Consider the following 25,672-nt stretch of genomic DNA (forward strand, 5'->3'; position numbering starts at 1 on the left):
GCCTCAGAGCATGCCCTTCGGGACCTGGCCGAAAAAAGTTCCCCGGATCTGTCCCCTTTTCGTTTCCGCTGCGTCTTTGCCGGTGAACCGACTGCTTAGGACACCGTTTCCATGATCCCAACTTCGATCCTGACCCCTTCCCTGTCTCGCCTGCGGCGGGGGATTCTCTGCTCGATCCTTGCCGGCGGCGTCGTGCTGCCGGGTAGCCCGCTACTGGCAGCGGATGCTCAGTCTGCCCAGCCGTACACCATTGATAGCGGTCCTCTCGCCACCGCGCTGACGGCGTTTGCAGCCCGGGCGGGTGTCACGGTGCAGTTTGATCCCGGGCTTACCCGGGGACTTGAGAGCGCTGGGCTGGACGGCCGTTACTCGGTCGACAGCGCCCTCGCCACCCTGCTGTCCGGGTCAGGCCTGACGGTGGTCGATCAGGGCAACGGTGTTTACACCCTGGTGCGCAGTGACAACACCAGCCTGCGGCCGTTGGAGGTCAGTGCCGACCACTACGCCAACCAGTCCGCCGGTACCGGCGCCTACACCTTCGAGGGCAGCAGCTTTGGCCGCGGTCTGGGCGAGCATCAGAACGTCCCCCAGTCGGGCAGTGTGGTGACCCGGGCGCAGATCGAGGACCAGAACCTGACAACGCTGCGGGAGGTGATGCAGCGGGTCACCGGCGTCACCGTTGAGGACTATGGCGCCGGTGCTGCCCAGTTCCTGTCCCGCGGCTTTGCCATCGACACGGTCAGCATTGACGGCGTCGCCACCGGTTCTACCGGCAACGGCACCCACGGTGTCGGAGCGCCTGATATGGCACTGTATGACCGGGTGGAGGTCCTGCGGGGCCCGGCCGGTCTGCTGCAGGGCGCCGGCGAGCCCGGCGGTGGCATCAACCTGGCCCGTAAACGCGCGCTGGCTGACACCACCCGCCAGTTCAACTCCAGCGTTGATTCCTGGGGCGGCTACCGACTGGAGGCGGACCTTTCCGGCGCGCTTTCACAGGACGGCGCTCTCCGCGGTCGGGCGGTGACCGTGTATGAAGAGCTGGATTCGTTCATTGACGACATCGACTCCCGCAAAACCGTGCTCTACGGCACGATCGAGTACGATCTGGCGCCGACGACCACGGTCTCCGTTGGCGGCAGTGCCACCCGCGCAGACCGGGTCCCCTACGTGGGCTGGCCCGTGGGGCCGGATGGCCAGTTTGGCGATTTCAAGCGGTCCACCAACCTGGGCTCGGACTGGAACAGCAAAGAGGAACGGCCAAAGCACCTGTTCATTGAACTGGAGCACCTGTTCGCCAACGGTGGCGAAGCCAAGATCAACCTCAGTCGCCGCACCGGCGATTTCGACTACAAACTGAACTACACCACTACAACCATCGATCCGGAGACCAACGAAGTAGGCCGGATCGCGCTGAACAGGGGCGGCAGCCGCGACGACCTGGCGCTGGATGCCTACCTGAATCAGCCATTCCGGCTGATGGACCGGGAACACTCGGTGCTGGTGGGCGTGAGTGGCCGCAAGAACGAAAGCGACCTGTACACCGGCGTCAACTATGACTACCCACCGGTGAATGTTTATGACCCGGTACGGGATCTGCCCCTGCCGGAGTTCGAATACGGCCCGCGCAGCAAATCCGAAACCAAGCAGTATGGCCTATACAGCCGCACTAACCTGGCCGTCACCGACAGCACCACCCTGGTGTTGGGCGGCCGGCTGAGCCACTGGGAAACCGGCCCCGACTCAACCCATGAGGAAAAAGGTCAGTTCACCCCCTACGCCGGCGTCATCCAGAGCCTGCAGCCGGACCTGTCGGTGTACGCCAGCTTCGCCGAGATTTTTCAGCCCCAGACCGCCACCGATCGCGATGGCAAGGTACTGGAACCGCGAGTGGGCAACCAGTTCGAGCTCGGCATCAAAGGACAGCTGAATCAGGGACGCCTGGACTACAGCGCCGCGCTCTTCCGCATCATCGACGAGAACCGTGCCATTGCCGACGCACTGATTGAGGACGCCTCCGTCGCCGGCGGCAAAGTGCGCAGCCAGGGCCTGGAAGCCGAACTGAGCGGCCGTCCATTGCCCGGGGTTGATGTGGTGATCGGGTATGCCTACACCGACACCGAACTGCTGGAAGATGCCGACGAGAACGCCGAGGGCAAACCGTTCGCACCCGGCACACCGGAACACAGCCTCAAGCTCTGGGGCCAATACGGCTTTGCCGGCGGCAGCCTCAATGGTCTGACCCTGGGCGCAGGCATAGAATACAGCAGCGGTATCCACACCGAACGGGATGGAGCACGCTATGAGCAGGGTTCCTACGCCACCCTGTCGGCCCGGGCGGCCTACCAGATCGAGCCAGGCACCACCGTCAGCCTTACCGGCACCAACCTCACCGACCGCCACTATTACAGCCGCATCATCGGTGGCGGACGCCAGAACTACTTCGGCGATCCCAGCCAGTTGGTGCTGGCATTGCGCACCCAGTTCTGACGGCAATGCACCGGGGGCCGGCCTGCCGGGCCCCGGTTAATCTTGTGCCGAGATTGGCCCTGCGAGTGGCGCCAGAGTGTCCATGAACGTGCGGTAGTCACGCTCCACACACTCGGCGTAGTGAACAGCAATTGCCGTCACCAGGCCGGCAAACTCGGTTTCCCGGTCCTGCGTCATGGCCGCCAGCGTCTGCTCGAACAGAAACGGCTGGTCAGGATTGAGGCTGCGGCTGGCCCGCTTGTGCTCTGTCGCCAGGATCTCGCCCCATTGTGCGGCCATGCGGAAGTAGTGCTTTTTCTTGCTGAGACCGGTGGTGTCAAAGTCGTCCTTGAAGGGAGACCGCTCCCGCACCGAGTAAACCCCATCATCCATTTCCAGCCAGCCCAGGTAACGGTCCGGATGCTCCGCCAGTGCCCGGAAGGCCTTGGCATGCCTTACTCCTTCATTCGGATAGGCGCGGGCATAGGCGTCCTGCTCAACGGCCGTCATCGCCTGCAGCAGCGCCGGCCCGTCCTGGCGTTTGACGTCCAGGATCAGGTCATTCTCGTGGTCGCCACCCTCGCCCTCAACCAGCACGTAGTAGCGGGGTGTCCCCATGGACCCGGTGCCGGCACGGATGCGGCGCACCACGTCCTTGACCGTAAAGACATTCTCCAAACCTTCACCGCAGGTCTGGCGATAGTCTTCAAACGCCGCCAGAAACTGCTTGCGGGCCTGGGGAGACAGCCGCTTCAGCTTCGGATTCTCGGCATCGAACACCCGTTTGCCGTTCTTCTGGAAGCGGGTCCACTTCGCCAGCATGCGTTGGCGCCCTTTCTTGCGGGCCACTTTCTTCAGGAAGCCGTCCAGCGGTTTGGTGGCCGTTTCGGCGGTGAAGTGCACCTCCTGATCCAGGTCCTGCTCCTGGTAGCAGGAGGCCACCTCCAGATAACGGCTGGCCAGGGTGACCACTGCTTGCCGGCAGTGATCGGCCTTGAACTGGCCGTTCTCGCGGGTGTCCAGCACCAGACTGATGGCTAGGCGCCAGAGGTCGTACTGGTAGTCGCTGACCACCGCGTCATCAAAGTCGTCCAGACCGTAGATCACTTCCCCGTCGTGATTGGCAAAGGCACCAAAGTTGTAGACATGGGCATCGCCCTGAATCCAGGTCTGGGTGCCGGCCACGCCGCCAAACAGGGCAAACCGCCAGTCGTTGTACATGTCCTGCCAGAACAGGTGACTGGTGCCACGAAAAAAACGGTAAGGCGACTCGGCCATGGCGGTGAATTTGCGGCTACGGGCGTCGGCATCCAACTCGGCGTTGTTGGCCTCAATGGCCCGCACCACCTGCTGGTTGCGGTTATGCAGGGTCAGTTCCTTGTCCATATAGACTCCCGTTCACAATGATTAACAGGACCCTACCTTAGAAGGTTTGACGGTATGATGCGACGATCAACAGGGAGTGACAGAGATGATCAACCGATACGGAACCCTGGCCGCCTGGGTCTACCACCTTGATAAACCCATCGGCCATTCCTTTGGCGATATCGAATATTATCGTGACCGCCTCGCGGCCTGCACCGGCCCGATTCTGGAGCCGGCCACAGGCAATGGCCGGGTACTGATACCACTGCTGGAAGCCGGCCTGTCGGTGACCGGATTTGACGGTTCAGAGGACATGCTGGCCTATTGCCGGCAGGAGTGCCGGCGCCGTGACCTGGAGCCGCCGCTGACCCGCCAGCAGTTTGAGGACTTTCACTACGACCATCCGTTTGATGCCATTATCCTGCCGGCTGGCTCGTTCCAGCTGATCACGGACACCGCCGTCGCCCAGCAGGTGCTGGGCCGCTTCCTTGCGGCGTTGGCCCCGGGAGGCCGGCTGCTACTCGATCTCGACCCGATGTCATCACTGATCCATGCGGGCGCAAGCTGCCGCCACTGGCAAACCGGCGATGACCTGCTGACCCTGCAGCACACCCCGCTGGCAACCGATTACCTTCGGCAGACCACCCACGCCCAGCTCCGCTACGAGCACTGGCACAACGGCGAGCTTGCCCGCAGCCAGCTGGAGACCTTCCACCTGCGCTGGTGGGGCGTGCACGAAATGACACTGGCTTTGGCAGCCGCCGGGTTCGCGGACATTCAGGTCTGCGGCGACTACCGGCATGGCCAGGTGCCGGGGCGTGATGCCGGCATACTCACCTTCGAGGCGACCAGACCCGGGTAGCAGCCCTGCCCCGTTAGAAACGGTACTCGAACGATGCCCCGGCCAGGCGCGGCTGAACCCGCAAGGGGTTGTCCACCAGGCTGTTGAAAATCATGGTCTCGGCGTCGGTGTCAAACAGGTTGTTGACGAACACTGTCATGTGGGCCGGGCCATAGGTGTAGGCCAACTGCACATTGGCCACGGTGTAGCCCTCGATCTTCTCCGCCGGCAGGTTATCGTAGTCGGCGTAGTAGCTGTCGCTGTAGCGCACGTTGCCACTCAGCTCGAGGTTATCGAGGGGCTCATAGACGGCTCCCAGGGTGGCGGCGTAGGCCGGTGCCCGGGGCAGTTCGTTGCCTTCGATCACGGTACCGTCGAAGTCTTCGACATCGGTCTTCAGCAAGGCCAGGCTGCCGGTCAGGGCGAAAGCCGGTGCCGGCATCCAGCGTGAGCCCAGTTCGGCGCCATAGCTGATGGCCTTGTCGGCATTGCGGATGATGATGTCGTCGGCACCAACGTATTCGGGCAGCTGCATGTCACTGTAGTCGTTATAGAAAACGTTGGCAGTCAGTTCCAGTTCACCATCCAGCAGAGCGTTGCGGGTGTAGACCTCGTAATTGATCACCGTTTCTTCGTCGTACTCGTAGGGCTGGAAGTTGGTGATCGACAGGCCGGCGCCGCCGGCGTTGTAGCCTTTGGCCACCTTCATGCCGAAGGTCTGCCCTGCCCGGGGTTTCCAGGCCAGGTCCAGGCGTGGCAGCAGGACGTTGTAGGTTTCATCGAAATCCAGATCCACACCAAAGACCGGATTCAACTGCACCAGCGCGGTCCGCTGGCGCCGCTCCCACTCGTATCGCAACCCGAAGGTCAGATCCACGGTGGTTGCCAGCGGGTAGGTCAGTTCGCCAAACGCGGAGCGGGTCTGGGTCTCATCCTTCATCGGCTGGTTGCCAACGGCGTTGATGAACGCTTCATCGGCATCGAAATCGTACAGTCGAACGCCCACCAGACCACGGACGGACTCGCCGTCGGCGCCGAAATGCAGCAATGGCTCGATCTGGAACTCGTCGCCGTCCGAGGTGAAGTTGGCGGAGGTGTTCTGGGTCCGGCGCTCGAACTCCAGCTTGCTGAAGGTCACGTTGTTCTCGAACCGCATCTGGCGGCCCAGGTCCCAAACCACGTCCCAGCTGGCGCTGGTGGAATCGGTGGTGTAGACCGGCCGGAACTCGTTGGCCTGGCGCGAGGGCGGGTTGGACAGCTCGTACTCGGCCTGGGGTGCGCGGGTATCCATATCGCTCACCGTCAGCGTGGTGCCGAAGTCCGGCAGGGCCGCCGGCTCATACTGCAGCTTGAAGCGGGCTGCGGTGGATTCCACCTCACGGGCGTCTCCCACCGGTTCGTAGGTGGCCAGATCAACGTAGCTTTCCCGCTGCTGGCGATCCACCGACAGGCGGAAGGCAAGCTCATCCTCGACAATCGGACCGGACACCAGGGCAGCGGTCTGGGCGTAGCCCTGGTTACCCACCGCCCCTTTCACCGCCCCTTCCCACTGGAAGCTGGGGTTGTTGCTTTTCATCACCACCGCACCGGCCAGGGCGTTGCGACCCTGGATGTGGCTTTGCGGGCCGACGTAGGTCTCGACCTGACGCATGTCCCACAGCGAGCGGGGGCCAAACGCCATTTCGCTGTAGCTCAGCGAACGGCCATCCAGCGATACATTCAGCCGTGGTCGGACACCGGCAAAGGTGGCCAGGCCACCAATGGAGGAACCGGAGCCATCCACCCCGCGGACTGCTGGCATGTGGTTGCCGATACCCGGATCAACAATCGCCGGGTTCAGGTCCAGCACGTCGGACAGCTCGGTTGCACCGGGGGTGGACTCGATTCGTTGCTGGTCGTAAACCTCAACGCTGGAGCTGGTGTCGTAGATGGAACGCTCGACCTTCTCCCCGGTGACTACGATGGGCGGCAGGGCGTGAGCCGCTGGTGACGCATTGTCCGCCCAGGAGACCTGCACCGAACACAGGCCCAGGCCAAGCACCAAAATCGGAAAACGTGGTTTCTCGGCAGCCAGGCACGGCTTTGCAGGAACAAGCTGGGGCATAGGGACATCTCCTTCTAAGCAGGTAACAACGCGGATCGCACAGAGTGCGGGAACGGTGCCGACGGAACACGTTGGCACTCGCCCATATGAGAATGGGAATCTCTCTTAAATTTACGTAAGACACCCACCTCGAAAGGAAAAAAAACACCCCCGATTGGAAAACCCGGAGGCCACTCCTTTTACCTCCCAGTGATGCCGAGATGATCGGCAAAGGTGGAACCGGCGTAGTCACGCCGGAAGACGCCCTGTTCCACCAGCTTCGGCACCACTTCGTCGAGGAACAGGTAGAGGGAGGCGTCCGAGCCCCCCGGCAACGCCACAAAGCCATCGGCGGCCTCGGCCCGAAAGCGTTCGAGAATACTGGCCACGGCGTCGTCCGGTGTCCCCACCACCAGCCAATGGGCGGAGCCTGCCACTTCCGGCCGCACCAGCAGTTCACGGACGGTCGGTTGCTCCCGCTCGATCAGTCGACGCAACAGGTCGGCGTGGGTGCGACTGCGCACCGGCCGTTGCGGGTCCGGCAACAGCGCCGGGGTAAGACGCTGATCCGGAGCCAGTTCGCTGACATCCAGCCCCAGTGCCTCGCGGATAAAAGCGTACTTGCGCTGCGGGTTCTGGTCGGCATGGGTGTCGCGGTACAGCGCCTGAGCCTCCGCCCTGGTTCGGCCGAGGAACAGGCTCAGGCCGGGCAACACCTTGATGGCCCGGGCATCACGGCCATGATCCCGGGTACGGCTGCGGATGTCCGCGACCAACTCGGCACCGGCCTCCAGGTCCGGGGTCGCCGCAAAAATGGCGTCGGCCACCCGGGCGGCAAAGTCCCGCCCCCGATCCGACGCCCCGGCCTGCAGAAACGGCACCCGGCCAAAGTCCGACGCCGGCACGTTCAGCGGGCCCTTGACGCTAAAGCACGGCCCCTGGTGATTAACCGGCCGGATCTTGGCGCTGTCGACGTACTGCCCTTGCGCCCGATCATTCAGTCGCGCCGCCTGGGGGAAGCTCTGCCACAGCGCCTGCACCAGCTGCGTGAATTCCATCGCCCGGTCGTAGCGGGCATCGGCGTCCGGCATCACCTCCATACCGAAGTTCTCGTTGCCATCCAGCGCGGTGACAATGTTCCAGCCCGCACGCCCCTGGCTGAGCCAGTGCAGCGACTGAATCGACCGGGCCACGTGGTAGGGGTGGTTGAAGGTGGTCGACGCCGTGGTGACCAGGCCAATACGGGAGGTTTCCCGGGCCAGGGTCGCCAGCAACAGGGTGGGATCAACCCCTGCCAGTCCTGGTGACTGGTTGAGCGTGTCCGGGTTGAGGAACAGGGAGTCCGGGCGAAACAGGAAATCCAGTTTGGCCGCCTCCGCCCGGCGGGCATAATCGACATAAAAATCCGTCTGGCAGATCTGTTCTACCCGGCTCTCCGGGTGGCGCCAGGCGTTGCCCGTCAGCCAGGTGGTCGCCAGGGACAACCCGATACACAGTTTTCTCTCGCTCATCCGACTCCTCCGTCTCCTTTTTTCAGTCGTCCATCTGGCCAGTGCTGGATACTGGCAGTACCCATGGACTGCCGCTCTCCGGGTCTATGCCCACCCGGGCGCGAATGCTGAACACCCGCTCGATCAGTGCCTCGGTCATCACCTCGGCCGGAGTCCCGGCGGCGACCACCTCGCCCGCTTTCATCGCCACCAGGTAATCGGCGTAGCGGGCAGCCTGGTTGAGGTCATGGAGCACCATCACCAGGGTCCGCCCCTGGTCGCGGTTCAGTCGCCGGCACAGCTCCAGCACATCCAGCTGATGGGCAATGTCCAGCCAGGTGGTGGGTTCGTCCAGCAGCATCACCGGGGTGTCCTGGGCCAGCAACATGGCCAGCCACACCCGCTGGCGCTGGCCGCCGGACAACTCTTCAAGGGTGGCGTCCGCCAGCCCCGTGACTCCGGTTGCGGCCATGGCCTGGTCGACCGCAGCCTCATCGGCGGCGGTCCACTGACGCAGGAGCGTCTGGTGGGGAAAGCGGCCGCGGGCCACCAGATCGGCCACGCAGATTCCCGGCGGCGCGGTGGATGACTGCGGTAACAGCCCAAGCCGACGGGCCACCGCCCGCGACGGGTAGCGGTGAATGTCGCGACCATCCAGCAGCACGTGGCCTTGATCCGGCACCAGCAGCCGGGACAGAGTTCGCAACAGCGATGACTTGCCACAGGCGTTAGGGCCGACAATGACAGTGATCTTGCCGGAGGGAATAGTCAGGCTGAGGTCCCGGAACACCTGCCGCGACTCATAGGACAGCGCCAGGGACTCACCCCGCAGCACGGCGGAATCGATCGTGGTCGTCATACACTTATCCTCAACTAGATCGATCGGGTGCGGCTGAGCAGCTACAACAGGTAGAGGCCGCCGACCACACCGGTCATACGGCCAATGGGCAGCACGGCCTCCACCGGCAGCATCTGGGTCAGGACATCGGCGAACACCAGCAGGCAGGCTCCCATCGCGGCGGCGGCCATCACCGGCAGACTACCGGCAGGCAGCAGGCGCCTAACCAATTGCGGTGCCGCCAGGGCAATAAAGGCAATCGGCCCGGCGGCCCCGGTGGCCAGGGCCGCCAACAGAACGGCAAAGATCACCATCAGCAGGCGGATGCGCTCCACTCGGATGCCCAGTTGGGCGGCCAGATCGTCCCCCATCTCCATCAGGTGGAGTTGCCGGGCAAACAGCAGGGTCACCGGAATCAGGACCAGGCACCCCGCCAGCACGGGCAACAGGTGCCCCCAGTTGCGGGCGCTCAGCGAGCCGGCCAGCCACAGGTTGGCGGTCACCGCGTTGTCCAGACTGCCTTTCACTAACAGCAGGCCGTTGACCGCGCTGAGAATCGAGCCAATGCCAATACCCACCAGCACCAGCCGATAACTGCCCACCACACGCCCCTGCACCGCCAGAAAGTACACCAGCACCGACGTCAGCAATCCGCCGGCCACCGCTGCCAACATGACGCCGGCGGCCTGCTGGCCAAAAAACACAATCTGAGCGATGGCGCCGGTCGCCGCGCCGGTGGTAAAGCCGATGATGTCCGGCGAGCCCAGGGCGTTACGCGACACCGACTGGAACACCGCTCCGGACACCCCCAGGGCGGCCCCCACAAACACCGCCGTCAACCCTCTCGGCAGCCGGATTCCCACCACCACGCGCTCCGTCAGGTCGCCATCTCCGGCGCCAGACAGGATCTGAAGCAGTTGCCAGAGGCCGACGTCCACTCGCCCGATCGACAGCGACACCAACACCAGGCCGGCCGAGATGAGTAACAGAACAACGGTGACCAGCAACGACCGCGGACAGACCAGAATGGCACGGCCCAGCGGCCTCCACACCCGCTTGGCAGAGCGGTGGCGAATCATAATTGCGCCAGCCTCCGGCGACGGGCAAGGGCCACAAAGAAGGGGCCACCAATCAACGCCACCATGATCCCCACCCCCACTTCGCCCGGGTGCGCCACCAGCCGCCCCAGCACGTCCGCCGCCAGGGTCAGGATGGCGGCCAACAGGGTGGTGTACGGCAGCAGCCAGCGGTGATCCGGCCCCACGATCATCCGGGCCAGATGCGGTGCCGCCAGCCCGACAAAACTGATGGGCCCCGCGGCGGCCGTCGCCGCCCCCGCCAACAGCACGATGGCGACGGCCGCCAGCAACCACACCAGCCCGGGCCTGAGTCCCAGCGACTGACCGAAGTCGCCGCCCAGTGCCAGCACATCCAGCGCCCGGGACAGGTAGAACGCCAGCGCCAGACCAAGGCATACCAGCACCAGAACCGGGACAATCAACTGACTGCCCCGGCCCTGCAGCGACCCCACCGCCCAATGGCGGAACTGGTCGAACACCAGTTCGTTGCTGTTGATGATGATCTGCGCCATGGCCATCAGCATCACCGTGACCGCCGCACCGGCCAGCAGTACCCGCACCGGATTGATGCCCTGCTTGAGGCCGCCAAGCAGGTATACCGCCACGCTGGCCACGGCCGCGCCAACAAACCCCAGGCCAAGATGACCGAGTACGTCGGTCACCCCCCAGTAGGCGACACCGGCAACAATCGCCACCGCCGCCCCGGCGTTGATTCCCAGCAGCCCCGGATCGGCCAGCGGATTGCGGGTGATCGCCTGAAGCACCACCCCGGCTACCCCAAGGGCACAGCCCACCAGCACCGCAACCAGGGTTCTGGGCAGCCGCAACTGGCGAACCAGCAGGTGGTCGCTGATACCGGGATCAAACGCACTCAGGGCGTCCAGGGTGACCGACACCGGCACCCAGCGCGCGCCGATACCAACGCTCAGGGCCATCAGCCCCAGCAGCAGCAACACACCCGCCACCAGGCCACGTCGACGCTGTCGCTGTTGGCGTCGGCGCAGGTTCGACAGAATCACCGGCCAAACCGCGCCAGCATGCCGTCGATGATTTCCAGGCTGCTGTAGTAGTCGATACGGAAGGAGTTGGCCCCCAGGCCGTAGACCTGTCCGGTCTGTACCGAGGGCAGATTGGCCAGCACCGGATCATTGAGGAAGTCGCTGACCTGGTCATCGGTCTTCCGGGTCAGAAAGGTAGTCGGCGCCTTCAGCAGTGTGAGGTGTTCGTACTGGGCCCGCACAAAATCCTTGCGCTCGCCCCAGCCCGGACTGTGCCAGGCCGGGTCCGGCTCTTCGAGGGTGAACCCGAGGGCTTTCAGCAGCTTGCCGTGAACTCCGGCGTTGGTGGCAATCGGGTTGCTGATGCCGGGGCCGTGGTAACTGACAATGTTCACCTTTCCTGGTGGCGGTTCCAGGCGGTCGCGGGCCTCAGCCAGATAGCGATTGAAGTTGTCGATCCGCTGCCGGGCGCGATTCTCCAGGCCGGTCGCCTCTGCCAGGCGGGCCGCCAGGGACTGCCAGCTCTGGGTGCTGTAATCCACCACGATGGTCGGGGCAATGGCCTGAAGCTCCGCCAGGGCATGCCGGGCGGAATCGCCGCCGGTGGAAGACACCACAATCAGGTCCGGCGCCAGGGTCATCGCAGCCTCCAGATCCACCTCACCCGCCGGCCACAGCTTGGTGACGCCGCGCTCGCGGGCAATGGGCTGCCACTGGCTGAAGAAGCTGCCATCCGCAGCAGCGGCGCTGGCGGCCAACGGAGCATCAATCGCCAGCAGCATGCCGGTCACCGTCACCGAGGTGGACAGAATGCGCTCGGGTTTGGCGGGGATAGCGGTCACCGAGCCGTCGGCGTTGACAAACTCCCGCCACGCCGCCCCGCTGGCAGTATCGGAACCGCCGCCAGGCTGACCACAGGCGGCGAGTATGAGCGCAAGACACACGGGTAAAAGAGTGTTCGAACGGAAGAATGACTGCATGCCGTGGCCCGTGAAGAGTGACTGGAAAACCGGGGCCAGACTGTGTCGCAACTGCTGGAATCCGGCCACCCGAAGCGGGAAAAACACCACCGCAAACGGGAAAACCGGACGAGTGCCTGCCAATCCCTGGCAGTTACAAAATCAATGACCAGCAGAGATCGCCGCTTCCGAAGGCCGATGGCCGATGGCCAAAGTAAGAGCGGAACGCCGCCGAGAAGTGACTGGGGTTGGAGAAACCCACTTCCAGCGCGGCCTGCTGAACGGTATAGCCCTGCTTGGCCAGCAACTGCCGGGCCTGCTCCATGCGCAATCCACGCACGTACTGGCCGATGGTGGAGCCCACGACGTCCTTGAAGCCCACCTTGAGGTAGCACTCATTCATACCCACTCGCGCGGCCAGCTGGGCAATGGTGGGAGGCCTACGCCATTCGGCGTGAAGAATGTCTAACGCCTCGGAAATCAGCCGTTTCTGCCTGGCCTGGCGACGTTCCGTCACACTCAGGTTGAGCCCACCGTCTCCCATGCTCAGCAGGGATGCCAGCAGACTGAGCGCCATGGATTCGTACTCCAGGCGCATACAGAGACTGGTGGTGGGGCAGCGCAGCATCTTCAGCGCCAGCCGCTGAATGGTGGGCGTCATGGGCGTATAGGGGGCGCAGATGCCGCCCCGGTCCGCCAAGGCATCCCGCAATGCCCGCCGCAACGGCTCCGGAGCCTCCTCCTGCCAGGCTTCCACCATCTGTGGCGACAGATCCAGGCCAATGCCAGTCATCCGTTTGCCCGGCACATGGCGGGTGGTCACCGAGGCCAGTCGTCCGCTGCTCAACCACACCGAGCCGGACTGCACCCGATCGCACACGCTGAGCTGGGGAATGCGGACGTCAAAAGCACCGTCGAGGATCAGACTGAAGCCGAGGGTACGGGACACCTGCTGGTATCGACTGGTCATCGGCCGCGACAGCGCGCAATCCTTGCGGCTGATCACCAGCCCGCTCGGCAGCCGCATGGATTCCAGGTATCCCTCGCCCAACGGCGGGTTCAGGCAGAGCCGGGTGTGACCATTGCGTGGGTGATCAGCGAGGGAGGTTGCCTCCAGGGTGGTTTCGGCAGAGGCCCTGGATAACTGGTCGCCAAACTGCTGGAGACGACGGACCACCACACTGTCGTTCTGGAGCGACGACGTCTTGATATTGGACAATGCACTCATGCCATACCTGAACAATAATGAGTATCATTTGATTTTCCTCATTGTTCATGGCCCTGGCAAGGGGCGTGTCGGGAAGCTAGACCTTAATTCAGGTAGCTTGAGAGAATCTGATCGTATTCTCCTGATCTCTTGAGCGCCTCCAGCGCCTCGTTGAACTTCTGCACCGTGTCCTGCGAAACGGCGTTCTTGCTGAACATCAAATGAATACGGTCGCTGTTCACCGCCATAGGGTGGGCCTGAATCCAGCCGGTAGGCCCATGCTCCCGAATCAACCGGGCCGCGACGAACTGATCGGCGAGAAAGCCGTCAATACGGCCGGCCTCCAGTTTCAGAATGTTCTGCAGATCGGTGTTCACTTCCTCCATCAAGCCACGGAATTGCGGATTTTCCATGACCTCCAGAAAGGCGTCGCCGTAGAAGAAATTCCGCGCCGTGCCCAACCGGAAGCCGCTGCCGATCATGTCCTCGAAGCGGGCAAAATCGTAACGCGCCAGGTCCTCCCGACGCATGAACAGTTGCATGGTCTCATCCCGATAAGGCTCCGAAAACCAGGCGTAAGCTTCCCGTTCCGGGATGCGGGATGCCCCGGTGACCACCTGAAGATCCCGCCCTGACCGCAGGGACTCCAGCAGACGCCCCCACGGCATCCGCTCAAAACTCACCGCACAGCCGGCCTCCGCAGCCATCGCCCGGACCAGTACCACATCCAGGCCAGTAAGCGCCCCCTCCTCATCCAGGTAGCTGTATGGCTTCCAGGGCTCCCAGCCCACCTTGAGCTCACAGTCCGCAACCGTGAACGTTGACATCAACATCAGGGCCGCCGCTGCCAGACATTGCAACAGGCGCATAGTGGGAATGAATGTCACTCGATACACCTCACTCATATCTGTTGGGGTTGCTTGCTTTGTGATCCAGAGCTGGTCTCCCCGGCATCGGAGGGCGCATCCGGCTCCCGGGGGAACCAGAGTGTGAATCGGGTGCCCTCCCCGACCTGGCTTTCCATCTCGATGGTTCCGCCGTGCTTGTTGACCACAATGTCGTACACGATATTCATGCCAAGGCCAGTGCCCTCGCCCACGGGCTTGGTGGTGTAGAACGGGTCGAAGACTTTCTGCTTGGTGACCTCGTCCATACCGCAGCCGTTGTCCTCAATGGAGAAACCTGACTGGGTTGGCGTCTCCAGCAATGTCACCGTGATCTGGCCATGCACACCCTTGGCCTTGATGGCGTGGGCGGAGTTCACCAGCAGATTGGAGGCCACCTGGCACAGCTCACCGTAGTTGCCCTGAATCGCGGCCACCGGGGACTCGTCAAACGACAGCTCGCAATCGTACTTCAGCTCATTCCACACCAGCTTGATGGTGTTTTTGAGCACCTGGTGCAGCCCCAGCTCGCCGTGTTCTCCGCTCGCCTCAATGTGAGAAAAATCCTTCAGATTCTGAACAATGTCCCGCACCCGCTCACTGCCCTCCAGGCAGTCGCTGATCAGCTCGGGAAAGTCTTCGCGGATAAACTCGAAATCCGCATCCTTCTTGACCGCCTCAAAACGTTCGATCAACGCGGCGCGCTGTGGCTCAGGCAGCCTGCCGAGATCCTCTGCGACCGACACAATGATCTCCTCGTAACTGGCCAGATACTCACTCAGCCGGTTGAGGTTACTGGCGATGAAGCCGATGGGATTGTTGATCTCGTGGGCGATACCCGCTGCCAGCTGGCCGATGGAGGCCAGCTTCTCCTGCTGCACCAGGGTGGATTGGGCGGTGCGCAGCGACGTCAGGGATTTCTGCAGCGCCTCGGTGGATTCCTCAAGCTCCCGGGTACGCTGCCTGACCCGCTCTTCCAGCTCATCGTTCAGGTGGGACAGCGCCTCGGTCTTGGCGGAGAGCATGGCCGCCAGCCCGGAGTAGTTGGTCAATAACGTGCCAAAGGTACGGGCAAAATAGCCAAACTCGTCCTTCTGCCCTGGCTGAATGTCCGCCGCCTTGAACAGGTTCTTCCGGTCCGGCAGGGCGTCGGCGTCTGCTCTGCCGCTTTTCTCAATACGCTTCTGGAAGCCCCGCAGGCGGTCACTGGCTTCGCTCACCACCGCATGCAGCCGCTGGAACGGCCGATCAAAGAAGCGGGCCAGAACCAGCCAGGTCACCAACAGGCTGGACAACAGCATCGCCAGGAAAATGATCACCAGTTCCAGCGTGCGGCTGACGATGTCCTGCATCAGCTGATCGCCCTGGAAGTACAGGTAAACATGGGCGATCTCTTCGCCGTTTCTCATCACCGGCGTGTGGCGGGTGAGAAAATCGTAGTAATCCGAGTCCGGCGGTACCAGCTCATCCAGTTCAATCCGCTGCGACACCGGCCCCAGGTGCTCCAGGTACCCCACAATGCTGGGCGGGGCCGCGTTTACGCTCGCCCTGTCCTGCACCACCAGGCAACCAGCCAGCGCCGGGTCCTGGCAGAAGGCATCCGTGACCCGCTCAAGCACTGCGTTGTTGAAATTCCAGACCGGTTCCGAGGAGATGGAGGCAGCGGTATGAATCAGATAATCCGCCCGCTGATCCAGCCTCGACCGCTCTTCCTTGTAGAAAAAGTAAATCGCGATGGCAGCAAACAGCGAAAACAACAGCAACTGCGCCACCACACTGATCAGAACTACCCGTTTGGTTACACTCATGCCGCATTCCCTTCGGGCGCTGCATTCCAGAGCAGGCTCATCCTTGGGGTTGATGTCACTCTAACTGTAGCAGGTCGGCTGGGATGTGCCGGGACTGGGGACTGGAAAGGGGTGAGACAATGGCCGTGCTTACAACAGGTTTACAGCTCAGCTTCTCGGATCGCCCCACAGCGGAGGGAAAAGCCGCCTATCCGATTCTCTCGTTCGACACAGCGCACCAGCAGCTGGGCCTCCTCTCGGCCGGTGCGACTTACAATACCCTGCCCTTCGTTGTGAATGCGAAGCATCATTTGAAACGCCTCTTCCTGACTCATGGGAAGATAGGCAAACAACAGCTCAAACACATAATCCATCGGCGTAACATCATCGTTATAGATGACGACGAGATAGGGGGCATCTGGTCCCTCCACCTCCTCCGGTACCTGCGGAGAATCATTGGGATCAACGCCCTGATCAACCGGATAACGAATAAGCCAATGACAGATTCTCTCAAAAATACGGATGCTCTCCATGCACATTGAAATACAGTCAGACCGTTAGCCAGAGGCTCATCAATGCATTCTCGCGTCGAGCCTGTATGGGCCACCGGTCAGGGCTCATCAACATCAGGTTGCCAGTCAGCAAACAGCTTGATAGTGACCGTGTCTTCGTCCCACGTCACCTCTGTTTATATTCTCAGGCCAACACCGCAACAAATTCTCCAACGACTCTCAAGTCGTGAAGATCATCGTCTTCGATAACGATGTCTCTATATCCATGAGCGCTAGTAACGGGCATCAGGATCACTTTTTCGTTGACGAGTTCATCGCCGGAAACGGTCTTTTCACTGCGATAAAGCTTAACAGTGATGCAACTGCCGTTGTCAGGATCTTCAATAGCACGATGTTGTACTAACATTATCCTGCCATTTCGCGTCCCCCCAGGATTTGCATTGAAAAGGCACCATGCGCCATTCGGTATGCGTTTGTTCATGGACTCACCAACAACCTGCGCGACAAATTGGCCCGGTCTCGTTGCAAAGTGCTCGGGCAGCTTTACCCATTGAAATTCATCAGCCGGTGACTGGAATCCGCTGAATTCCCCGGCTGCCACCTGCAGGTCGAACAGAGGAACAAATCCGTCGTATGGGAGCGCCGATTCATAATCAACTACTTCATAGGGAAGTCGCTGCCTTGCGACGCTATCGGTCTGCTCCATGATCTGGGTTTCCGAAAAACTACGGAAGTGTTCTCTAGTTTCTGCATCCGCAGAGTAAATGAAGCACCCTTTCATACCCCGCGTCATCAACGTACGGTATGTGTTCTTGATGATCATGTCGGCATCCGCGAGGGCGCTCTCCCGATCCTCTATAAGCCTCTTTTTGTAGCCACGAACAGAACGATCAGATTTTGAGCGAGCGCCGGCGTTCGTGACAGCAATTCCATCTCGGATTACGAGATCATCTCCGATAATCACGCCTACATAGTCAAGTTCTAAACCCTGACATGTATGGATACAGCCAATCTCGCTAATAGAATCCTCAGCAATCAGCCATTTTGAACCGTGCTTGTCGAGATTCCACCTTGCTCTGAAATCATATTCAGAGAATTCGATGTCAAACCTTGCTGGATCCCTCCTGCTGTTCCAGTCCCAGCAATAACCGGCAACCAAGCGTGCTTTGTTTGCCCGGCGATTTTTCTTTTCAATAAAATCCCGGAGCTCATTCGGATCGTCAAAGACTCCAAAATCGTAATCGATACCATCCAATGATGTATTGGCGGTCTCCCTGATCTGCAGAATATGATCAACCCACGCTAGGTAGCCATCCGAGCCGTTGCACCTGAATTGTGAGCTCAATTCCATAATAGTCACGTCTGAACCTAATTGCCCGGCAAAACTCCGAATCTCTTCCACAGTGCCTATATCAGAAAGCGTGACGCGCTGATCTTCATCAATAAAGAAGACCGATGTACGGGCGCTATTTATAATTTCTTTTATCTGGTTTTCACCAAGATTTCCGTAGAGCCCAGACTTTTCGTTAAGCCGGTGAGCCTCATCAACAACCAGCAAATCAAAAAAGTTGTTCTCAGTGTCTATGTAACCCCCAGAACCTCTGAAAATATTGTCTATGTGGGTTTTGCGCATCGTACCTGTCAGGCGAGCCTTAAAGACTTCCCGTGGTGCTGCATTCTTGCTGACAAACTGAGTCAGCATCTCTCTATTAGTTGCTTCAACGATAACATTAATTGCAACGACCGATTTCCCTGTGCCCGGTCCACCCTTCACAATTAAGGTCTGTTTTGGCTTTTTGCGCCCTTCTTCGGCAAGATCCAGTGCAGTCTCGTAAACCAGTTTCTGCTCATCGAGCAGAATGAATTCCCTGTTGCCTCGAAGCATCGAAGCAAGGCAATCAGCAAGTCCTTTTGACGGTTTGATTACACCATGTTCGATTCGGTACAGGATGTTATCGCTGTCGCCATACCGGATATTGCGCCTGAGGAACTCCGACAGTTTTTTCGCATCGCTCGAGATATAAACCGGCGCTCTTTCGGTGTGCTCAGCATAGCGGGAGTCGTTAATAGCCTCGCCACTATCCATATTGTGCAGATAAGCGCAGGGTTGAAGGCTGATGTGCTCCTCTCGAACCGTTTCGTTGTAATCTTCAATCAGGGCTGAATACGACCACGCTTGGTAGGACGGATGGTTAACTTCACGGATCGACCCGTTCAGAAACGTTCGAACAATTGCGTCTTTATCGGTAACCTCTGCTTCGGACCATTGCTTTAGTTCGACGATAATTGCGGTGTCATTGCGCGAAGCATCTTTCCCCGTCAGGATAAAATCAACTCGGCGACTGGTAAGTGGAATCGTATACTCAATTGCAACACCAGCTGAGGGCGGTATACGTTGATCTAGCAACGCGTTAAACATGTACTGAAGCGAATTTTTCCATGACTCAATTTCGGATTTCGGAGTTTTCCGCTTGAGCTTTCTCCGGACCTCTTCCTCGATAACCTTCTCGATCTGATTGAACTTCACATGTTCAACAAATTCCGCCTTAGATGCCGAATAGACGATCACGTACAACCCCTAAAGCTCGTTATATTTATTGGAGCTGCCTTTAGCCTTGGCAACAGGATATTTGAGGGCATTTGCCTCTATTTTTCGGGCCGATTCCTCAGCAATATCGACGCCCAAAGAATCTGCCAAGAGCACAAGGTAAAGCTGGATGTCCGCAATTTCGTCTTTTACTGCTGCCAATCGTTTTTCACTGAGGTTTTTCGAGTCGTCTTCGCTAAGCCACTGGAATTGCTCCGACAACTCACCCGCTTCACCACAGAGGGCCATGGTAAGGTTTTTCGGTGAGTGAAACTGGCGCCAATCGCGTTCTTCAGCAAACTGCTTCAATTTCAGGCGCAACTCTTCCAACGAATCCATTTTGGCTAAACTCCCCTTTCTGGTGACAAAACCATTTGCTTTCGATCTATTTGCACATTAACCAAACTCAAGTGTACCGGTCCACATAGTCCATGATTAACACACCAGCTAAGCGCTCAACTCTTTCGATACCTGAATATCCAAAGGCGGCACGCCAAGGTCCTGCCACTTCTCCGGATGGCAGGTAAACAGCAGTATCTGATGCCGGCTGGCCGCATCAAACAGGATGCGTTTCATGTCTTCGAGGCGATCGCTGTCACTGTGCACCAGGGTGTCGTCTAGTATCACCAGTGTCGGCCTTCCTGCTTCGCGCAGCAGATCGGCGTAGGCAAGGCGGCTGATGAGGCCCATCTGCTCCCGTGCCCCGAAACTCAGTTCGGTAATCTGCCCCAGTTCGGCGCCCCTGCTGAAGGTGCCCGGCCGAAGTTGCTCATCCACTTCCAGCGACGCTTCTGGAAACAGCACTGAAAGGTAGTGGTTCAGGTGTTTTTGTAGCGGTGCCTGCAGGCGGCGTGTGAGGGCCTGGCGCTTTTCGGTGAGCAGATTCAACAGCAGATCCAGCGCCTGGGCGCGGCGGTGCAGTTCCTGGTAGCGGCGATTGCACTGGTCGTACTCCGCTTCTTTCTCATTGAGCTGTTCTTCCAGCCCTTCTGCGCCCCAGGCTTCCAGCCTGACTTTGATATCTCGAAGCTCACGCCCCCGCTGCTCCTGGGTCTGGCGCAGTTGATTCACCGCATTCTGATACCGTTCAATATCCTGCCGGAGAAACTCCGGGCGGGCCTCGCGGATTTCCCGTTCACGGCGTTCCAGGCTGGCTCCGAGTTCGGCCTGCTGTTTTTCGATGGTCGTAAGATCAGCGCTGATCTGGCGCAGCTGTTGCTGCCGTTCCGGGCTCTTTTCTTCATCCGCCAGCCGCTGCCATTCGGTTTGCGCGTTGTCCCGGGCCTGCTTGAGGGCAGACAGCCCGGACTGATGCTCGCGAGCGTCGGATTCGGCCTTATCCAGTGCCGCGGACGCCCGCGCTAGCGCTGCTTCCGCTTCTTCCAGAACCGGCACATCCTCGTCCGGATTCGGTTTGGGCGTGGCTTCCAGTTGGCGTCTGGCCTTCTCCAGCTCGCTTTCTGCTTCGTTCTGTTCGGAGACCAGTTGCTCAATACCGGCCGGCGCCACGGATTTCAACAGATCTTCGGCATGCTTCTGGGCTCTTCCGGCGCTCTCAAAAGCAGAAAGACGTTCTTCTGCCTGCGCCACGGTGGCCACGCCAAGGGCCTTCAGTTGCTCTGCCAGGTTTTCCTCAAGGGTATTGAGTTTCCTGCGGGTGCTGGCCAGCTCTTCACCACCCGGTGTAATGCCGAGGGTGCCCACGCCTGGAATCACCAGTGTGGATTCTTCCAAAAGCTGCTGCTCGCCCTCCCCGGTGAGCGCTTCGTTGTTCAGGGTCAGGGATGCGTCGGCATCCAGTTGCCAGCTCAACCGGGTAGCGATGGTCCGTGAGCGAATGGTTTCGTCGTTGAGCTGGTTCCCCGTTGCTCTCAGCTTTCCGACCAATTCTGAGTCAGTACGGTTTTCCCGGGCCTGTTGTCTGGCTTGCTCCAACTGCTGGTGGTATTCCCTCGCTTTGGCCAGGTTCTGGCCCAGCATCTGTCTTTGCTGTTCGAGCCGCCGCACATCCTGCTCCAGACGCGCCCGGGTTTGCAGCAAGCCCGCCAGTTTGCGCCGCTTTTCCGCCTGCTCATAGGCGGTTTTTGCTTCGGTCAAACGGCCGGTGATTGCCGGCATTTGAGCTTCCGCTACAGTGAGGTCGCGCTCGGCACGATCCAGTTCGGCCTTTCGGCCTTCGAGCTGGCGACTGAGCCCTTCCAGGTGTTCTTTGTTCTGCTGCAACAGGCGGTGGGTTTGCTGCTGTTGGGCGAGCGTGGCTTTCTCCTGCTCCTGTTGCTGCTGCAGGCGCTCAACCTGCTGATAACGCGCCCGTGCCCGCTCCAGTTGGCGTTGGGCGTCGTCCCAGGGGCGCTCGAGCTCTGCCTGATCATAGTCATGGGTCAGTTTTCCAAGCCGGTCGACCTGCTCCTGGTATTTGTGCACCCGCTCCTTCAGCTGTTCAATCTCGAGTTCATAGTGGGCGCGGTCTTTTTCCAGTTTCTGATAGTCACCCCGGGGCTTGCCGGTGCCTGTCAGCAAGGTGTCCCGCTGGCTGCGAACCGTCTCGATCAGGTCGTCGCCCCCGGAGCTGGCCACCTCTCCGACCATGGAGTTCAGGGCGGACTTGAGGTGATCGCCGGCATGCTCTATGGCCGCCTCAATGTCCTGCCCGGTGCCCTGCTCCACCCACAGCAATCCCGGTATGCCCCAGTGTTCGGCCTTGCTGGCACCACGTTTCGGGTACTGGTAACCCAGCAATTCGGCCAGCTTTTCTTCGGCGTCGTCTTCACTGTAGGTGTCGGTGCCGACAACCAGGTCGCACCGTTTGCGCTGAAGAAAGCTTTTGGTGAGACGCCAAGCGCAGTTGTCGTGCTCGAAATCCAGCTCAATGGTGGGTGCCGCGGCGGAGTCACTCCACGGTCGCAGATCGTCAACCGCCGTTGAGCGATAACGCTCGAAGAACGCGGCACGGATGGCTCGCACCAGCGTGCTCTTGCCGGATTCATTGGGGCCGTGAATCAGGTTGAGGCCGGGTTGCAGGTTGTCCAACACAAAGGGTTTGCGGAACTGGCGCAGCTGTTCAATGCGCATTCGCTGCAACTTCATTGCGCCGCCTCCTGTTCCCGCTCCCTGAGCAGACCCGCCAGAATGGCCAAGGCATCCCGGGCGACATCGTCCTGTGCTGCTTCTTGGCGCTCTCGCAGACTCTCAACCACCTCGCCCACGTAGCCATCCGCTTTCAGGGCCGCAATGTCCTCATCGGTGGGGGCAAGCTGAAGCCCGCTCCGCTCGCAGCGAAGACTGCGGAATCGTGCTTCGGCAACCGACAACGCCTTCAACAGGGCTTCTTCGCCGGCCAGGGTCACCGAGCCGTCAAGGCGCAGATCAACAACGGCGGATTCCGGCAAGGAACTCAGACATTCCAGCAGTTGCTCAAGATCGGAGTGGACGGCCAGGGTTTCCCGCAACTGGTGCCATTGATACCGCCCTGTTGGAACAGGCGTTACCGTGGCAGTTGCACCCGGCTCGGATACGTCAACAATCAGGGCATTCCCCGCTTCATTATTGCGGAACCGTTCCGGCTCCGGGGTTCCGCTGTACCAGGTACGCTCATCGATCTGTTTGGTGCCGTGCCAGTCACCCAGGGCGAGGTAGTCCAGCCTGCTGGCTTCGGCACGGTTCGGTGCGATGGGGTTGGCGGAATCAATCTCGTCCGGCAACAGGCCCTGGACACTGCCATGGGCCAGGCCGACTCGAAGAAAGCCTTCAGGTGTCTGGTAGCCGCTGAATGGCTCGGTCAGATCGCTGTAGGTGTGGCGTTGTGTCAGCGGGGCACAGAGGATACTTAGGCTCTGGGGTTCCAGATCAATCACACCGGGATGAAGCGCGAGATGCACGTTCTCAGGCACTGCCCCCAGGCGCTGAGCCCGCGTCCACACACTCTCTGCCAGGGCGGCATCGTGGTTACCGGGAAGCATGACCCAGGGGCCAGCAAAACCCTGCGTGCCATTGAACACCCTGCGAATCGTCCGGTCAGCGACCGTTTGGGCGTCGAAGACGTCACCCGCCACCAATACCGCATCACACTGGTTTTCTGTGGCCAGCCGTGCAAGCGTCTCGATGGCCTCAAACCGGGCCTCAACCAACGCAGCGCCATCTTCCGTTTCGAAGCGGGTAAACGCCCGGCCCATCTGCCAGTCCGCCGTGTGCAAAATCTTTGGCATCTTATCTTCCTGATAGATCTCGGAATTTTTGCGTCATTCTAGACGACCTGTGACTACTTTACAGACGCGATGCAGCAGGTGTAGTGGTGGCAGCCCTTGAGCTTGGGGAGGAATCTGTATTCTTCAATTCGTTGGGGGTGTGGTTCGGTTGATAGCACAGTTACTTATTAAGTGACGGTAGCCACGCTTAAACCAATAGACTCCAATACCAATCATTGGGAGGCTGATACCAAATGAGCCAAGACTAGTGATGACCCACATACCCCTTCCTTGAATCACTTAGCGAATGACCAGGACTCCCCCTGTTCGCCGGCATCGGGTTGAATGAATCGCTAAGCCTCAGCCTGCACCTTCCTTGGATTGAGAAGGAACCGGCGGACAATTTCTCCGGTAATTTCGGGAGCTTCCTCTATCGCAGCATGTCCGGCAAATGGAATGTTGCCGAATGAAGAGCCAGAAATCATGGCTTGGGCCTCTGCTGCTTCCTCCAGCGAAAGAAGAAAGTCGCCATCCCCTCGGAGAATGAGCGTAGGGCAATCAATACTAGAGATCGAATCTTGGGGGTAGCCCGTCGTGCCGAGGTCGGTCCAGAGATTGACGCAGGACTTGACCAGTCCATTGAAACTCCCCTGCGGGTTAAGCGCGCCATATTTTTGTGGCGCATCAGGGAACATCGCTGTCCACGCGGCTGCAGTCACCCCGTCAAGAATTTCGAATGACGGGTCTTGCGTGGAAAGTCGCCACTGAGCACCTATGGTGACGAGCGCGCAGACTACATTGTTGGCGGCTGCAAGCCGATAGGCGACGATGCCGCCATCACTGAAACCCAGAAGCGAATACTCTTTCAGGTTTAGGTGCCTGATGAGTGACTGGATATCAGCCTGATGCTGCTGGTACGTGAGGGGTTTCGTGCCGAGTGTGGAACGACCGTGTCCACGCATGTCTATCGCGACGACTTGAAACGAATCTGGAATCAGGCCGGTGATGGGATGAAAATCTTCGAGGCTGCCAAGGCCTCCGTGCAGGAGAATGACCGGATGGCCGTGCGGTGATCCTGCCATTTCGTAATAGATGCGCGCATCGTCTAGATCAAGGAATGCGCCGCTTTGATGATCAAGCATGATTATTCCTTAGGCTTACTAACGGGAAAAAGCGGCTTCGGGGTCTTAGATACCCGATGGCCGGGTCGGCCAGAACATCGGGTGGGCGAAGTCGATCCAGATTCAGCGTGCAGCTCATTACATCCTTTAGAGGTGTCGTCCGGTTGACAGACCGGCCATCACTCCGGAAGACCAAGTGCCGCCATGGTCGGCAATGGGCTGCTGGCGACTCCAGGGCCAACCACCGGCGCTTCATGACGTTGTGTTAGGTAAAAACTATCTCGCTCAGCGCTGTGTGGCAAGGGCGTGCAACAGTCTTTGGCAATTGTGGGGGCGTGAAGGATGGTGAGATCATGCATTTTGGGGCCGGTTACCGGTCTGCTAACCAGTACGGTTCCGCTCATCCCCTGCTTGGTGATAGAGGGCGGTCTCTGAAGGCCCTCATCATGTCGAGGAAACCAGGCAGACTCACGCGCCAGCCTGGCGCCCTACCCTCTGCTCGAGCAACTAGCCGCTGCGATCCGAGCTGTCGGCGTCCAGCGTACATCGCGTTCGATGCTACCTGGCCTTGTATCTTTCATTCGCAGATATAACGCTTAAGAAGCTTTAATCACTGGAGCTATCTGAAATGTCTTGAACAAAAGATATTTTGTTTCCGTCCGGGTCAACAGCTTCCGCCATTTTGATAACCCCTGGATACTCTACAACGTCTCCTACTGGCACGTTGGCCTCTAAACACGTTTTACACTGTGCCTCTACATCGTTTACACCAAGAACTACGGTTGTGCTGCCCGCATTTTCAGGGTCTATTGAAACCTGAATCCATGCTGCTTCTACAACTTGCCATTCCGCGATACCTTCCATAGGTACAACATCCGGATCACGACCAAACAGCTTTTTATACCAATTGAGCGATTCCTCGAAGTTCTTTACAGGGATTACTGAGATCACGCTATTAATATTGTTAGCTTGCATCGTATTTCCTTATTTTGATTAATTGCACAATGGTTTCTGAGTGAGGCTTTGTCTTTTTTACTCGGCTGGGAAAGAGTTTCCTGATAGACACGATTGTCGGGGTTTCGGAAAGGTAAAAGTCATTCCCTATGGGCGGCTGGCGACTCCAGAGCCAGTCACCGGCACGCCATGACGCTGTGTTCGGTAAAAAGCTATATGGCTCGTGGCTCTGTGGCAAGGGCGTGGGACAGAGTTTGACCATAAAAGAGGCATGGCGCTGGCGCTCAAGAGTACCGTGTGTCGCCTTTGGTCCGACT

General features: G+C 59.8%; 19 protein-coding genes. 2 read left to right on the forward strand and 17 right to left on the reverse strand.

What is annotated here, in order from left to right:
* The first annotated feature begins 111 nt into the window (after positions 1–111).
* A complete protein-coding gene (locus MLD24_RS03530; RefSeq protein WP_248164105.1) occupies positions 112–2,487 on the forward strand; it encodes a TonB-dependent siderophore receptor in 2,376 nt (791 codons plus the stop codon).
* Between the two features lie 36 nt (positions 2,488–2,523).
* Here MLD24_RS03530 and MLD24_RS03535 read toward each other — a convergent pair whose 3' ends face one another.
* Positions 2,524–3,852 carry a DUF2252 domain-containing protein gene (locus tag MLD24_RS03535; protein WP_248164108.1) on the reverse strand — a complete coding sequence of 443 codons (1,329 nt, stop codon included), beginning with the start codon at positions 3,850–3,852 and terminating at the stop codon, positions 2,524–2,526.
* Between the two features lie 85 nt (positions 3,853–3,937).
* On the opposite strand from MLD24_RS03535, the gene MLD24_RS03540 reads away from it, so the two are divergent.
* Positions 3,938–4,693 (forward strand): class I SAM-dependent methyltransferase, encoded by a 756-nt coding sequence (locus MLD24_RS03540; protein ID WP_248164112.1) that lies wholly within the window; start codon positions 3,938–3,940, stop codon positions 4,691–4,693.
* Between the two features lie 13 nt (positions 4,694–4,706).
* Here the strand turns inward: MLD24_RS03540 and MLD24_RS03545 are convergent, their stop codons facing one another.
* From MLD24_RS03545 to MLD24_RS03620, 16 genes are all read right to left on the reverse strand, one after another.
* Complete coding sequence (locus MLD24_RS03545; RefSeq protein ID WP_248164115.1) at positions 4,707–6,776, reverse strand: TonB-dependent receptor; 2,070 nt, start codon at positions 6,774–6,776, stop codon at positions 4,707–4,709.
* Positions 6,777–6,955: 179 nt separating this feature from the next.
* On the reverse strand, positions 6,956–8,266 hold the full coding sequence (locus MLD24_RS03550) for an NtaA/DmoA family FMN-dependent monooxygenase (protein ID WP_248164117.1): 1,311 nt from the start codon (positions 8,264–8,266) through the stop codon (positions 6,956–6,958).
* A gap of 22 nt (positions 8,267–8,288) precedes the next feature.
* Positions 8,289–9,104, reverse strand: a complete 816-nt coding sequence (locus tag MLD24_RS03555) for an ABC transporter ATP-binding protein (RefSeq protein WP_227171317.1) — start codon at positions 9,102–9,104, stop codon at positions 8,289–8,291.
* A gap of 41 nt (positions 9,105–9,145) precedes the next feature.
* Positions 9,146–10,162, reverse strand: coding sequence for a FecCD family ABC transporter permease (locus tag MLD24_RS03560; protein WP_248164119.1), 1,017 nt, complete (start codon positions 10,160–10,162; stop codon positions 9,146–9,148).
* Complete coding sequence (locus MLD24_RS03565; protein WP_282450441.1) at positions 10,159–11,175, reverse strand: FecCD family ABC transporter permease; 1,017 nt, start codon at positions 11,173–11,175, stop codon at positions 10,159–10,161. Before MLD24_RS03565 ends, MLD24_RS03560 begins: the two co-directional genes overlap by 4 nt.
* Before the next feature lie 2 nt (positions 11,176–11,177).
* Positions 11,178–12,104, reverse strand: coding sequence for a Fe2+-enterobactin ABC transporter substrate-binding protein (fepB, locus tag MLD24_RS03570; protein WP_248164124.1), 927 nt, complete (start codon positions 12,102–12,104; stop codon positions 11,178–11,180).
* Between the two features lie 169 nt (positions 12,105–12,273).
* Complete coding sequence (locus MLD24_RS03575; RefSeq protein ID WP_248164127.1) at positions 12,274–13,347, reverse strand: helix-turn-helix transcriptional regulator; 1,074 nt, start codon at positions 13,345–13,347, stop codon at positions 12,274–12,276.
* An 83-nt stretch (positions 13,348–13,430) separates the two neighbouring features.
* Positions 13,431–14,213, reverse strand: a complete 783-nt coding sequence (locus MLD24_RS03580; RefSeq protein ID WP_248164130.1) for a substrate-binding periplasmic protein — start codon at positions 14,211–14,213, stop codon at positions 13,431–13,433.
* A gap of 14 nt (positions 14,214–14,227) precedes the next feature.
* On the reverse strand, positions 14,228–16,018 hold the full coding sequence (locus MLD24_RS03585) for a sensor histidine kinase (protein ID WP_248164132.1): 1,791 nt from the start codon (positions 16,016–16,018) through the stop codon (positions 14,228–14,230).
* 140 nt (positions 16,019–16,158) lie between these two features.
* The gene (locus MLD24_RS03590) at positions 16,159–16,530 is read right to left on the reverse strand and encodes an ATP-dependent Clp protease adaptor ClpS (protein WP_248164135.1); all 372 of its coding nucleotides are present in this window, start codon (positions 16,528–16,530) and stop codon (positions 16,159–16,161) included.
* 163 nt (positions 16,531–16,693) lie between these two features.
* Positions 16,694–19,078: a DNA/RNA helicase domain-containing protein gene (locus MLD24_RS03595; protein WP_344817049.1), complete on the reverse strand. Its 2,385-nt coding sequence runs from the start codon at positions 19,076–19,078 to the stop codon at positions 16,694–16,696.
* A gap of 9 nt (positions 19,079–19,087) precedes the next feature.
* Positions 19,088–19,435 carry a nucleotide pyrophosphohydrolase gene (locus MLD24_RS03600; protein ID WP_248164138.1) on the reverse strand — a complete coding sequence of 116 codons (348 nt, stop codon included), beginning with the start codon at positions 19,433–19,435 and terminating at the stop codon, positions 19,088–19,090.
* Between the two features lie 108 nt (positions 19,436–19,543).
* Positions 19,544–22,183, reverse strand: coding sequence for an AAA family ATPase (locus tag MLD24_RS03605; RefSeq protein ID WP_248164152.1), 2,640 nt, complete (start codon positions 22,181–22,183; stop codon positions 19,544–19,546).
* Positions 22,180–23,301 carry a metallophosphoesterase family protein gene (locus MLD24_RS03610; protein WP_248164154.1) on the reverse strand — a complete coding sequence of 374 codons (1,122 nt, stop codon included), beginning with the start codon at positions 23,299–23,301 and terminating at the stop codon, positions 22,180–22,182. The genes MLD24_RS03605 and MLD24_RS03610 overlap by 4 nt, the downstream gene beginning before the upstream one ends.
* 332 nt (positions 23,302–23,633) lie before the next feature.
* Positions 23,634–24,422 carry an alpha/beta fold hydrolase gene (locus MLD24_RS03615; protein ID WP_227171327.1) on the reverse strand — a complete coding sequence of 263 codons (789 nt, stop codon included), beginning with the start codon at positions 24,420–24,422 and terminating at the stop codon, positions 23,634–23,636.
* 585 nt (positions 24,423–25,007) lie between these two features.
* Positions 25,008–25,376, reverse strand: coding sequence for a VOC family protein (locus tag MLD24_RS03620; RefSeq protein ID WP_248164156.1), 369 nt, complete (start codon positions 25,374–25,376; stop codon positions 25,008–25,010).
* Positions 25,377–25,672: the final 296 nt, after the last annotated feature.

The sequence above is a fragment of the Marinobacter xestospongiae genome, assembly GCF_023156385.1.
In the GTDB taxonomy this organism is placed as follows: domain Bacteria; phylum Pseudomonadota; class Gammaproteobacteria; order Pseudomonadales; family Oleiphilaceae; genus Marinobacter; species Marinobacter xestospongiae.